The 12,037-nt window shown below is 64.0% G+C and carries 12 protein-coding genes and 1 pseudogene; 7 read left to right on the top strand and 6 right to left on the bottom strand.

The features are described 5' to 3' along the window. Window positions 1–334 precede the first annotated feature (334 nt). Window positions 335–778, top strand: coding sequence for a lipoprotein LpqH (locus AAHS21_RS21925; RefSeq protein ID WP_342929654.1), 444 nt, complete (start codon window positions 335–337; stop codon window positions 776–778). A 356-nt stretch (window positions 779–1,134) separates the two neighbouring features. On the opposite strand, the gene AAHS21_RS21920 is transcribed toward AAHS21_RS21925, so the two are convergent. From AAHS21_RS21920 to AAHS21_RS21900, 5 genes are all read right to left on the bottom strand, one after another. Then, window positions 1,135–1,797 (bottom strand): CAP domain-containing protein, encoded by a 663-nt coding sequence (locus tag AAHS21_RS21920; RefSeq protein ID WP_342929653.1) that lies wholly within the window; start codon window positions 1,795–1,797, stop codon window positions 1,135–1,137. 428 nt (window positions 1,798–2,225) lie between these two features. Next, window positions 2,226–2,831, bottom strand: a complete 606-nt coding sequence (locus AAHS21_RS21915) for an IS3 family transposase (RefSeq protein WP_342929652.1) — start codon at window positions 2,829–2,831, stop codon at window positions 2,226–2,228. Window positions 2,832–2,934: 103 nt separating this feature from the next. After that, complete coding sequence (locus AAHS21_RS21910) at window positions 2,935–3,141, bottom strand: transposase (RefSeq protein ID WP_342929651.1); 207 nt, start codon at window positions 3,139–3,141, stop codon at window positions 2,935–2,937. Window positions 3,142–3,237: 96 nt separating this feature from the next. Next, complete coding sequence (locus AAHS21_RS21905) at window positions 3,238–3,501, bottom strand: DUF732 domain-containing protein (RefSeq protein ID WP_342929650.1); 264 nt, start codon at window positions 3,499–3,501, stop codon at window positions 3,238–3,240. A 334-nt stretch (window positions 3,502–3,835) separates the two neighbouring features. Further along, a complete protein-coding gene (locus tag AAHS21_RS21900; protein ID WP_342929649.1) occupies window positions 3,836–3,997 on the bottom strand; it encodes a hypothetical protein in 162 nt (53 codons plus the stop codon). Between the two features lie 375 nt (window positions 3,998–4,372). Between AAHS21_RS21900 and AAHS21_RS21895 the strand changes: the two are divergent. After that, window positions 4,373–6,702 (top strand): annotated as a pseudogene (locus AAHS21_RS21895) (CoA transferase). Here AAHS21_RS21895 and AAHS21_RS21890 read toward each other — a convergent pair. Next, entirely contained in the window at window positions 6,699–7,385 is a 687-nt protein-coding gene (locus tag AAHS21_RS21890) for a TetR/AcrR family transcriptional regulator (RefSeq protein ID WP_090422560.1), read from the bottom strand. The pseudogene AAHS21_RS21895 and the gene AAHS21_RS21890 overlap by 4 nt on opposite strands. Before the next feature lie 142 nt (window positions 7,386–7,527). Between AAHS21_RS21890 and AAHS21_RS21885 the strand changes: the two genes are divergently transcribed. The 5 genes from AAHS21_RS21885 to AAHS21_RS21865 all read left to right on the top strand — a co-directional run bounded on the left by AAHS21_RS21885 (window position 7,528) and on the right by AAHS21_RS21865 (window position 12,000). Continuing rightward, entirely contained in the window at window positions 7,528–8,667 is a 1,140-nt protein-coding gene (locus AAHS21_RS21885; RefSeq protein ID WP_342929648.1) for an amidohydrolase family protein, read from the top strand. Between the two features lie 4 nt (window positions 8,668–8,671). Then, window positions 8,672–9,871: a thiolase gene (locus AAHS21_RS21880; RefSeq protein WP_342929647.1), complete on the top strand. Its 1,200-nt coding sequence runs from the start codon at window positions 8,672–8,674 to the stop codon at window positions 9,869–9,871. After that, the gene (locus AAHS21_RS21875) at window positions 9,868–10,323 is read left to right on the top strand and encodes a zinc ribbon domain-containing protein (RefSeq protein WP_342929646.1); all 456 of its coding nucleotides are present in this window, start codon (window positions 9,868–9,870) and stop codon (window positions 10,321–10,323) included. Before AAHS21_RS21880 ends, AAHS21_RS21875 begins: the two co-directional genes overlap by 4 nt. Window positions 10,324–10,329: 6 nt before the next feature. After that, entirely contained in the window at window positions 10,330–10,539 is a 210-nt protein-coding gene (locus tag AAHS21_RS21870; protein WP_342929645.1) for a hypothetical protein, read from the top strand. Between the two features lie 450 nt (window positions 10,540–10,989). Next, entirely contained in the window at window positions 10,990–12,000 is a 1,011-nt protein-coding gene (locus AAHS21_RS21865) for a DUF2889 domain-containing protein (protein ID WP_342929661.1), read from the top strand. Window positions 12,001–12,037 lie beyond the last annotated feature (37 nt).

Genomic DNA, 12,037 nt, shown 5'->3' with positions numbered 1-12,037 from the left:
CCAGCAGCATCGAAGGAGGCCCGCCCTTCTCGGCGGAGCCACACGGGTGGGGAATTTCGATGAGCGTCAGTGGGGAATTTCAGTGAGCGCGGTCAACCCGGATCGCCGACATCTTAATCGAGCACATCCGCATCGACTCAGCGGTGAAAGTGTTCTTCCAACCCATGGCATCGCAATATCCGGCGACCACGACACCAAAGTTGGATAACGTTGCTTCGACCCGGCCAACAGCCCGCCTCGCTGAGCGATCTGCCCCCGACAGGTCTGTGCGGTGGCTACATTGCTCTCAGCCGCGGGTGCGGCATCGGTTGGCGAAATGAAGCGAGGTGCGCTCGTGCAGAAGCGGTTCAGCAACGCGTCCGCAGCCGTTTTGATAGCGGCAAGTATCGGCGCATGCTCGTCGTCGCCAGGCGCAACAGCACCGCAGCCGGGAACGTTACGCACCGGAACCGCGCAGGTGACGATCAACGATCAGGTTCTCCCGGAGACCCATGCGGTGAAATGCATACCGGCGGGATCGTTAACTACGGTTACTACCGGTGACACCGCGGCAGGCACTAGGGCGTTCGTATCCAACGAGAAGGCGCTCACTGCCAAGGCCGTCATTATCAATAATCTGGGCGGCTTCACCGGCAGTTACACGCAAGGCCTCGAAGGCAAAGCCGACGTAACCATGAATGGTTACACGTACACGATCCGTGGGAGTGCCGAGGGCTTCGACACGAACAACCCCAGCCTGAGGGCAGCCGGCACGTTCACGATCAAGGTCGCGTGTTAGCGCTGCCCAGCTATCTTCCGGCCGGAACTACGTTGATTATGAGGTCCTCCGCGCCAAAGTGGTCTTCTCGATGGTGAAGACGTCGAAGTAGACACCAGCCCCGCCGGAGGCCGCTTGCCAGCAGCAGTCCCGTCTCTCCACCATGTCAGGTCTTGCGACTCGTCTCGCCGATCACTTCAGCGCAGCGCCTGACCGCGCTGGCTCCAGCCAGCGAAATAGTGTTGCGGCAAACGGCTTACGTGCTCTCACGCCGAGCGTTCCGTGAGGCAAGCTCACCGCAGCGCCGCCGCCGCTGGGGTTCATCCTTCTAGCAAGGGGTTTTACGCTCAGATGCGGGACGACGGTCGACTCCTGCTCTACTCCGGCGGATTGCCCGGCGGCGGGTACACGCCCCTCAGGATCCAGGGCAGCCAGTTGATGCCGAACTCGAGTTCGTCGCTAGCGTCATAGTCGGGGCTGGGATCCAGCGGAATATTCTGCCCTTGGGTGCTGGCCGGCGTTGTTCCCCCGACCCCTTGTGGTTGACCGTAAACCGCCACTAAAACGGTGCGATCCGGACTGTTTTCCGACCACACCCCCATCTGGCTGTTGGCGCAGTTGGACATGATGGCGTAATAGTCGGAGTTGTGGTACCACCGGTTGAGCAAATCGTTGCCGCTGATTGCGATTGACTGATTGATCGCCACCGTTTCTGCCACCGGACCATGGAAGCCGGCCGCATTGGCGCGGTCTTGTGGTGTGGACCCGTCTGAGCCGATATCACCGTCGAGCGCGCGGTTGTTCAGCACATCCTCGGTGTGCCGCTGCGCAGCGAGTTGCAGTTGTGGGTTGATCCTCACGTCGTTGGTGCAGCCTGCTTGATGCTGCATGGTGTAGACGTTGGCGACGACACCGTCGTTGAGTCGCTTATTGTTCGGTATGAGCGTGTTGTTGTCGCCATCCGCATGTGCGACGGGAATTCCCAGGAGGGCGCCGGCGGCAACCGCCAAGGCAGGCAGAGACAGCGGCCGATACTGCATGTCCAACTCCTCTTGTCAGCCACGAGGCGGCGGTGGGCGGTACTGGGCGGCGGCGAACTTCGTCCGACTATGTAATGCCTTGGCCGCGATCGCATACTCGGATTTGGAAGCGTCGATACGGTGCTCGGGCGCTATAGCTACAGCCGATGTAATTGCGGCGCAAGATTGTTTGAACTTGCTGGCCGTCGCTGCAAGGGGGTATTGGATCCACTGGCATCTAGTCAATGTGCGACCAAACTGAGCCTGGCATGGATGTAGGCTACCCACGGCGCCGCGGCGGCGTCCAGAGCTTCGATTGATTAAAATATATATATGTTATAGGGCGCTGGGCATCCGCCGGTCCGAGATCCAGATTGCCCGCCATCGTCGATCCAACCGTCGCGATGGTGCCGCGACGAGTGCGACACCATCCAGGTCGCCAAGGCCGGCTATTTGAACCGGCCGCTCTCGTCGTCGGCAACAACCCGACCGTGACGGGCGCAGCTTAGAAGGTTCGCGAGTTGGTAGACGCGTGAGTAACCTGAGAATGGGTGCCTAGCCAATCGCTGGTCGCCCAACGAAATTCCAGACGCCGCACCCGGTTTCCTTGCGCCCGATGTAATCGCACGCCGCACGGTGTGGGCCGAGGCATCTGGCTTCGACGCAATCGTTTTCAGCGATCCTGCGCCGCCAACTAAATGGCGGCCTGGTCTTTGCGTACCGGGGCTGGCCAGATCGACGACCGTAGTCACCGGGATGAAGCGGCGCGGACTGATCCCGGCAAGTCCTTGGCGGCGCAGCGAGGCCGCCACCGCCTTTCGCGACACCCGCTCACCGTCGGCGTGCAGATCGGCCAGGATGCGCGGGGCACCGTAGACGCCGTCGGACGCCGCATGAAATTCAGCGACCTTGGCGTCCAGCTCAGCGCGGCGCCGCCGGGCCGGGGCCGGCCCGCGGTCTCGGGATGTGCGCCACTTGTAGTAGCCCATGCGTGACAGTTCCAGCAGCTCACACATCCGCTTGATCGGGTAGCTGGCCTTCTCCGCCTCGATCACCTGCTAGGCCTCTACCGGTTGTGTTCGATGACGAAGAAGGCTGCGGGTTTTTTCAAAAACCCACGGTTCAAGCGCAATTCGGCGTTTTCACGGCGCAGACGCTTTAACTCTGCGCGTTCATCGGCGTCCAGCATGCGGCCAGTATCACCAGGCGCGGCGGCTTGCCGTTGGAGGCGCACCAACGCCCCAGCACGTGTTCCCCCACACCGATCTCGGCAGCCACTTGAGCCACCGGTCGACCGGTCTCGATCACCAGGCGGGCAGCCTGCTCCCGAAACTCGGGGGTGTACTTGCGACGCTTGCCCGACATACGGACATCCTTCCCGCGGGACCAGCAGTCCCGTCAGTCAGGTGTGCACCATCGGGGGTCAACCCCTTGCTCTGGTAGTCGCAAGATCAGCCACGCCTACCCCGAAGGTGGTTGGTAACCTGCAGCGGAGTTCCGCAGCTGCCAAATTTCGGCAGGACACAATAAATTAACCGCGTACGAGACCAGGTAGTTGGCCGCGAACTCATCGTTAGGAGTCACGTCACTCTTCACGTCACCCATTACTTGAGCGTAGGGATCGCCTCGGGTGACCTTGTCGCAGATTCCGTGGCCGTAGCTGAGCGCGTCATTGTTCGGGAAGTTGTAATGCCGCCGCACCATAACGTCATATACGTACTCCACCTCAGGTGCCGGAGCGGCACGTGCCCGCGGTGCTACCGTCTCCGCGACTGCGCCAACGGCAGCCGCCGCGACGAGTAAGGCGACCGACAAGCTACGGCGTTTCAATGACTGACCCCCATCCACGCGTGGCGTCGGATGAGCCAACGACGCATCGCCTGTAGTTAGGTTGCTGGTACTAGGCTCCGCAGCTTAATAGCTGAATATATAACTATTCGCGGGTTTCCGTCCAGACCGAGTCGTCGAGCATGACGCAAGTGGCCGCGGCGCCGGCGAAGTATCAGTCGAAAAACAGGGTGCGGGCCGCCACGAACTCGCGCGACGACGCCAAGACGCGTCAACCGCGGTCATCGTCGGCATCAAGCCAGGAAGTGTCGGCCCGCGCCAGTCGCTGCCACCCCACACCGACGGCGTCGACCAGGATGGTCGCGAAGTCGCCGCGGATCAGCGAGCTCTCCTGGACAGCTTTAGCCGCCCGGCACGCGGCAACGCCCGGCACGGTCGCCCCGAGCTGCTGGTGATATCCCAGGTATCACCCGCCGCTGACGTCGACTTCTGGTCGGGTATCAGCTGCGGATGGCTCCACGTCGCAACACCCGAATTCGATTTCTGTTACATCCCCTTTCTCATCGACTACATCCCGCTCTCATCAACCTTCGTGCAGCGTCAAGGCCCTCGGGATCGAGCCGCCGCCGGGGGACGCTGCGCAGCATCTCGACGCTTCGCTCGTCCGTCACGAGCGGGTCGCACCGTCCGCTGGCTGCGGCGAACACACCGAAGTAATGGATTGACATTAATCTCTGGCGCTGCCAAGCTGGCGTGGCATCGGTCACATCCGTGCGTCACACACCCGGCCGTCACAATGGGAGCGATCATGGCGGCAGCAGAAGCGCAGTCCATAGGCCCACTCGCAGGCGTGGTCGTTGTCGATATGTCGACGACGCTCCCTGGTGCGCAGGCCACCCAGTTGTTGGCCGACTGCGGAGCCGACGTGATCATGGTCGAGCCGCCCGACGGCAGCCCCCTGCGGCGGTTGCCGGGATGGCCGGCGCTCCTGCGCGGCAAGCGCAGCGTCACGCTGGATCTGCACGACGACGCCGAACTGGATCGGTTGCGGGAGCTGTTGAAATGTGCGGACGTGTTGGTGAGCACCCTGCGTCCAGCCGCCGCCGAGCGCCTCGGCGTGACCCCCGCCGCGCTGGCCGAAGGCTATCCGCGGCTGGTGGTCGCCACCATCACCGGGTGGGGTTCAACCGGCCCGTGGCGCGACTACAAAGGCTGGGAAGCGCTGATCATGGCCAAGGCCGGTGTCATGCACGAGAAAAGGGACCTCACTCGCAGGCCCGGACTGGCCTACATCTCGTTTCCCTACGCGTCGTGGGGCGCCGCGCAGGCCGCCGTCCAGGCGATCTTGGCCGCACTCATCGAGCGCGACGCCAGTGGCCGGGGTCAGGTGGTGGAATCTAATCTCGTCACCGGGGTGGCCTCGATGGACCCGTACAACTGGTTCTACGAGATGGTGCTGAAGCGCTACCCGGGCGCCTTCGAGCCAATGGACGCCGCCTACGACGAACAGGGACGCCCGCAGGCGTACCTGATCTACGCGCTGCTGGTGGCGCCCACCGAGGACGGCCGCTGGCTGCAGTTCGCCCAGGTATCGCCGACGCTCATGGCGGCCTGGCTCACCGAACTCGATCTGTTGTCCGAGCTGGCCAACCCGAAATGGCAGGGCTTTCCGATGCTGCCCACCGCCGAGCTGCGCACACAGTGGTGGGACCTGATGATCGAACGGGTCCGGGCGCGGTCTCTTGCCGAGTGGGAATCGGCCATGAGCGCCAACCACGACCTCAGCGGCGAGCTGTTCCGGACGCCAGACGAGGCGTTGGATCACCCGCAGATCGTCCACGAGGGCCGCAGCGTAACGGTGACCGATCCCAATCTGGGGCCGGTGCGTCAACCCTCCACGCTGATCCATTCCGCCGGCAAGCCGCTGACCACCCTGCGGCCAGCGCCGCGCCTGGGCGAACACAACGACCTGCTGGTGTCCGGCCTCCCGGCGCCCACCACGGATGCGGCCGGACTGGATGGGGACGTGGAGACCTTGCCGTTGGCGGGTGTGACGATCCTGGAGTTCGGCAGTATGTTCGCCGGTCCCTACGGCGCGACGCTGCTGACCGACCTCGGTGCGCGCGTGATCAAGGTCGAGCCGCTGGAGGGCGACAACATCCGCAATCTCGTGGCCTTCCCGGAAGCAGGTGGCGCGAAAGTGCTGCAGGGCAAGGAGAGCTTCGCCGTCGACTTCACCCAACCCGAGGGCCTGGAATTGGTCTACGAGCTCGCCAAACGATCCGACATGGTGCTGCAGTGCTTCCGCGGCGAGGCCGCCAAGCGCGCCAAGGTGGACGAGGCGACGCTCAAAGCGATCAACCCCACCCTGGTGTTTCTGAGCACCTCCGGGTACGGCATCGACGGGCCGTACGCGCATCGGGCCGCCTACGCCCCGTCCATCGGAGCGGCATCGGGCCTGTCGTTGATCGACAGCCGCAATGCTGCCCAACGCCCGGATGACCTCGACGACATCCATCGCAAGGCGGTGACACTGCACGCCGGCAGCGCCACACCGGCACCAACAACACCGGTTACGCCGGCCGACCCGAACCCGAGGTGGCCGACGAGAACTTCTACGGGCTCAATGCGCTGTACCGCATGTACCGCGCCGCCGACGGTTGGGTTTTCCTGGCGGCGCCGCTCGCCCACGAGTGGCCAGCACTCGCGAAGGCGATGGCTCCCTACGTCGACCTGTACGCCGACAAGCGGTTCGCCACGGCGACGTCGCGGGCGGATAACGACGAAGCCCTGACAGATGTCCTCGGCCCCGTATTCGCCACCAAGACCAAACTGGAGTGGGAACACGAATTATCGTCCCAGGACGTCGGCTGCGTGGAAGTGGTGGAACGCAATTCAGAACTGGTGCTGCAGACCGACCCGTACTTCGAGGCCGGCTATTCGGTAACGGCCCACAGCCCGATCTTCGAGGAGCACCGGCGTCTGGCGCCGTTGTACCGGTTCTCACGATCGCGCACCAAGGCCGATGCCGGCTGCACGATCGGCCAGCACACCGACGCATTGCTGCGCGAAATCGGACTCGATGACGCACGGATCGCCGACCTGCATGCACGCAAGATCGTCGGCGGCGGTGACTAGCGCTGCTCGGACTCGGCGAACAGGCCGCGCGTTTCATACGACACAGGCGCGGTCAGCATGCCAACCCAGCCGTCGACGTAGTTATGCAGCTGAGCCTCGCCGATCCCGTGGCCCGACCGCGCCGACTCGGCCAGCACGTTGAGCAGGCTGGTGTAGAGCTGGAACGTGCGGCCGCGCCGAACTCGCTCCGGCAGGTCCTGCAGCGCGGCTTCGACGAGCTCTTCGAGTCGCTCCTGGGTCCAGTCGTCGTCGAGGTGGTCGGGCCAGTAGTCCGTGCGGGCCCGCGGCTCCTCGCTGAGCCGCGCCAAGAACGGCACGAACATCTCGCCCGCCTTGATGCTATTGGCCAGCGGACGCACCAGCAGCCACACCACGGCGCGGGGATCGGCCTCCCTACCCTCGTCGCGCATCCGCGCCAGCATTTCTTGCCGCTCGGTGCCGAGTGTGCTCAGGCGGAATGCGATGAGCGCCCGGATGAGGCCATCTCGCGAGCCGAAGTGATAGCGGATCACCGAGGTGTTCGACTGGCCGGCGGCCTCCTGAATCTCGCGCAGGGTGACCGCTTCGATGCCCCGCGTGGCGAACAGCCGCTCTGCTACCTCCATCAGCATGACGCGGGTCGACTCCCCCGAGGCATTACGACGGCGCGCGGTCGCCGACATCTCGGTTCCCGGTCCCGCCATCAGGCCTCCTTTGGCGTCACGACAGTCTTATCGCACCTGGCGCCTCGGCCATATAATAATGCTAGTTCATTAACAATTCTGGACTTCCTCGCGCGAAGCTGCCACCATCGATGCAGGCAGCCCCGCAGCCCTGGAGGATCAAATGAGCTTTATCTGGACCAACTCCGGCGATTCCCACTTCATGGAACCCGATGACCTGTGGCAATCCCGACTTCCCAAGAAGCTCGCGGATCTGACGCCACGCGCCGAGAAGGACGACGACGGGGAGTGGGAGACGGTGCACGTCGACGGTCAGATCTTCCGGCGCAAGCTGCCCTCCTCGGCAATGGTGAAGTTCGTCGAGGAGAGCTCCAAGCCCCAGGGCGTCCGTGACGCAAAAGTGCGGCTCGATGACCTGGATAAGGAAGGAGTCTGGGGCGAGGTGATCTTTCCGTCCCTGGGCATGTGGGCATCGAGCTTCCGCACCCCCGAACTTCTCAAGGCCTGCATGCGCGTGAGCAACGAGTACGCGCTCGAGGAGATCGCCGCGGTGTCGCCGCGCTATGTGGTGACCGCCCAGGTGTCCATCCTCGATGTCAACGACGCGGTCGAGGAGCTGCAGTGGGCCGCCGACAAGGGTTTCAAGGCCGTCTTCTTGCCGACCACGCCGCATCCGAGTGCGCCGGACTGGCACCGCAACGACTGGGAACCGTTGTGGGCGGCGGCCGAGGAATCCGGGATGGTGCTGGCCTTCCACATCGGCACCGATCCGGTGGACATGACGATCGGCGGTGCCACCGGCGGGGCCGGCATGGTCTATCGCGGTCCGGGGGGTGCGGTGATGAACTACACCGAAACCACGTTCTCGGGTCAGCGGGCGGCGATGAAGATGGTGGCCTGCGGGGCGCTGGACCGCCACCCGAGTCTGAAAATGCTGATCTCCGAGGGTGGCGCCACGTGGGTTCCGTTCCTTGGCGACCGAATGATCGAGGGTTATCGCCAGCATCACATGGCGGTGCGCCCCAAGCTGGATCGATCGCCCAAGGAAATCCTGTACAGCCAGGTCTATGCGTCCTTCCAGCACGACGAGACCGCGGTCGCGGCCTACGAACACATGGGCTACAAGAATGTGATGTTCGGCAGCGATTACCCACACATGGAGGGCACTTTCGGGCATACCCAGGACACCCTGAAACAGCTCTTCGACGGCGTCAGCGACCAGACCCGGCTGCGGATCACCCAGGGCACGTTCTACGAACTGTTCCCGGATGTCCCTCCGGTCCCAAGCGACGAAACCGTCTGAGCCCGTGCCGAACTTCTCCGGTTTGCGCGACGTCGCGATCGTCGGAATCGGCGCGACGCCCTATTACAAGCGCGGTCAGTCCCTACCGAAAACGACGACCGAGCTTGCCTGTGAGGCCATCCTGGCCGCCTGCGAGGACGCCGGTCTGACCGTCGCGGATATCGATGGCTTCGCCTACTACTCGGGCGCAAGCGCCGGCTACACCGAGAAGATGGACACCGCCGACTTCATGGAGACCCTCGGGATTCCGGAAGTCCGGTTCACCGCGGCGCTGACGTCGGGCGGCGGCGGCTCGGCCGGCGCGATTGGTCTGGCGAGAGCGGCGATCGTTTCCGGCGACGCCTCCGTCGTGGTGACCTTGATGGCCCTGCAGCAGTCCAAACAGCGTCTGGGATCGGTGTTTTCGGCGATGGAGCCCGACCCGATCAACTCGTTCCTGCAGCCGTCGGGGCTGTTCGGTCCCGGGCAGCTGATGTCGGTGCTGGCCCGTCGGCACATGTATCTGTACGGCACCCGTCGGGAGGCGTTCGCCGAAATCGCCATCTCGACAAGGGCCAACGCGGCCAACCGGCCCAAGGCGATACACCGGGCGCCGCTGACGGTGGAGGACTACTTTAACGCGCGCATGATTGCAGAACCTTTGTGCCTGTACGACTTTTGTCAGGAGACCGACGGCGCGGTAGCGGTGATCACCACGCGCATGGACCGGGCGCGTGACCTAAAGCAGCCTCCGGTACCGGTGGTCGCCGCCGCGCACGGTGGTGTACGAGAGTGGGGTCGAGCATTCGCGTGGATGGGAATGCCGGACGACTACTTCGCCTCGTCGGGCAACAAGCCGATCGCCGAGAGGCTGTATCAGCAGGCCGGCATCACCGCCGCCGACATCGATGTTGCACTGCTCTACGACCACTTCACTCCGATGGTGCTGATGCAGCTCGAGGATTACGGCTTCTGTGAGAAAGGTGAGGGTGGACCGTTCGTCGAAAGCGGTGCGATCCGCTATCACGGCGGTTCCATCCCGGTGAACACCCACGGCGGTCAGCTGTCCGAGGCCTACATCATCGGGATGACCCACATCATGGAAGGAGTCGAGCAGATGCGCGGCACCGCCATCAACCAGGTCGAAGACGCCGACCTGGCGTTGGTAACCGGCGGGCCGGCCAGCCTGCCGGTCAGCGGACTGATCCTGGGGCGTGCGGCATGAACGCGCCGACGACGACACTGGCAACGACGATCCCCGGCGAACACATCCGCATCGCGGTCAACGAGACGACCGAGCCGTTCTGGGAGGCCGCCAAAACACGCCGCCTCGTGGCACCGCAATGTGCCGATTGCGGCGCGTTCCGGTTGCCGCCGACCCCGTTTTGCCCGAAATGCCAGTCCAACAACATCATCTGGCCCGAATTGAGCGGGGATGCAACGGTTTACAGCTTCGCCGTGGTCCACGGCTTCCCGGGTATGCCTGATCTGTTGTTGGTGCCCGCCGTGCTCGACCTGCCTGACGCGCCGGGCGCCCGGCTGGTATCCAATATCGTCGATGTCTCCCCCGCCGATGTGACCATCGGGATGCGGGTGCATGTGGACTTCACACCGATCGCCGATGGGTGGATGCTGCCCGTATTCCGCGCCATTTCTGCATATCGGGACGGGCAGTAAACGACCATGTCCGACGACAGCGCCCTGCACGAAAAACCTCTGGAGTTCCTCACCAGCATCACCAACACCGGGGGCTCCTGCGATGGGCAAGCCATCCTGCCAGAGAACGGGCATTACCGCGCCTCTTGCTCCTGCGGCACGTGGACGGTTGAGGTCGACGACCCGCAGGAAGGGTTGCGCCAGGCCCGCATCCACACCGGCAGCATCAGTAAGTAGACGTCGCGGTGACGCGGGCAGGTGCTGCCGGTCGGGTTCGGCAAGATATCGCGGCGCGGCTTGGGGGTCCACAGATGGGAGTCTCAATGACCGACTCGACACTTGACGTCGAACGGTCTGCGGTCGAGTTGCGCATCGGCGCGCAACGCAACACGTCAATCCCTGCACCGGACAACCAGATGCGATGGTCCTGCTGGCCGGTGCGGCCGAGGCGGACCGGGCGGTGCACATCGCCCCACGAGGCATGCCTAAAGTGGCGGCGGACCAAGGGATCCGTCAACGGCGCGGCGAAGCTTAATCCGACATGGCCGTTCGGAGGGATCGGGATCAGCGGACTAGACATAAGAGGGCGGCCGGCAAGGTCTCGACAATTCCTGCGGATCAAGGGCGTCAGCATCGCGTGACGGCGTGTGAGGTGATGAACGAGTTCAGATGGGATCCGACATGGCACTGACCGATCTGGGATCACCCGCTTTCCCACTGCATCCACTGCACGGCCCTCACCAACCCACCACCGGCACACCACCACGGCAGCCGAATTCGCTTCGTCGCACGACGTCGATGGACATGACGCGGGAGGGCAATTCGCTGGATCCGGTGTATTTGGTGGGCAATGGCCGAGATTTGTTCACGGCTCGCGATCGGTCGGTGCGTGAACTCGGGCGGGCCGGACTGACTGCGACGATCGACATGGTGCCCCGCGTTGTTCAGCACATCGAGACCGAGCCCGTCATCGATGGCCTGTCACGGTTGGCGGGAGCGCCGGCGATGAGCGGTTTCCGCGCCGCCGTCGACAAGATCTCGCCGCAGTTGCGGCAGCGCCGTGAGCTGCTCTACACGCTGCTCGACGATGTTCCGGTGGCCACCTTGATCTCCGGCCACGCGTTGTCGGCATCCGGAGTGTTGGGCGAGATGGTCAAGTCCGGGTATCTGCCGGTGGCCGACCAGTGCGCAGGTTTCGTCACCGGCGGACTGCTGATGTCGTCGTTCGAAGCCGGAGACCCCGCGATCGTGACCGGTCCTGTTGCCCCCGATCTCGATGATTCCGCCGATCCGGTGGGCTGGCACGACATGGCGCCGTTACCGCTTCACGGTATGCGCCGACGCCGGCGCCTCGACGTCGGCGAGACCGACGATGTCGCCGTGGTCAGCATCGACGCCATGTTCCGTGACACCTACGTGCGGGGCGACGGCCAGGAAACGATCATCCACGAATACACCCTCACCGCGGCCGTCGATCCGGACAGCGGGCTGATCCTGCGATCCGAAGCGATTCCGCGCGTTCTGCCCTGGCAGGAATGTCCCGGCGCTGTCGCCAGCGCGGGCCGGATCACCGGGATGACGTTAAGCGATCTGCATTTTCGGGTACGCCAGGAGCTCACGGGCACCAGCACCTGCACACACCTCAACGACCTGTTGCGCTTCGTCGCCGACGCGCGGGCCCTGATCGAGTACCTGTAGGCCGTCAGTACCGCCCGATCGATGATCAGTTTTGTCT

The organism is Mycobacterium sp. 050272 (assembly GCF_039023525.1).
Taxonomy (GTDB): domain Bacteria; phylum Actinomycetota; class Actinomycetes; order Mycobacteriales; family Mycobacteriaceae; genus Mycobacterium.
Note: the sequence above shows the minus strand (reverse complement) of the source record. Positions and strands in the feature narration are given on the sequence as shown.

Bases quoted from the DNA above. Each gene is read 5' to 3' on its own strand.
- AAHS21_RS21920 (WP_342929653.1), bottom strand. From the start codon at position 1,797: ATGCAGTATCGGCCGCTGTCTCTGCCTGCCTTGGCGGTTGCCGCCGGC.
- AAHS21_RS21910 (WP_342929651.1), bottom strand. From the start codon at position 3,141: ATGTCGGGCAAGCGTCGCAAGTACACCCCCGAGTTTCGGGAGCAGGCT.
- AAHS21_RS21890 (WP_090422560.1), bottom strand. From the start codon at position 7,385: ATGGCGGGACCGGGAACCGAGATGTCGGCGACCGCGCGCCGTCGTAAT.
- AAHS21_RS21885 (WP_342929648.1), top strand. From the start codon at position 7,528: ATGAGCTTTATCTGGACCAACTCCGGCGATTCCCACTTCATGGAACCC.
- AAHS21_RS21875 (WP_342929646.1), top strand. From the start codon at position 9,868: ATGAACGCGCCGACGACGACACTGGCAACGACGATCCCCGGCGAACAC.
- AAHS21_RS21870 (WP_342929645.1), top strand. From the start codon at position 10,330: ATGTCCGACGACAGCGCCCTGCACGAAAAACCTCTGGAGTTCCTCACC.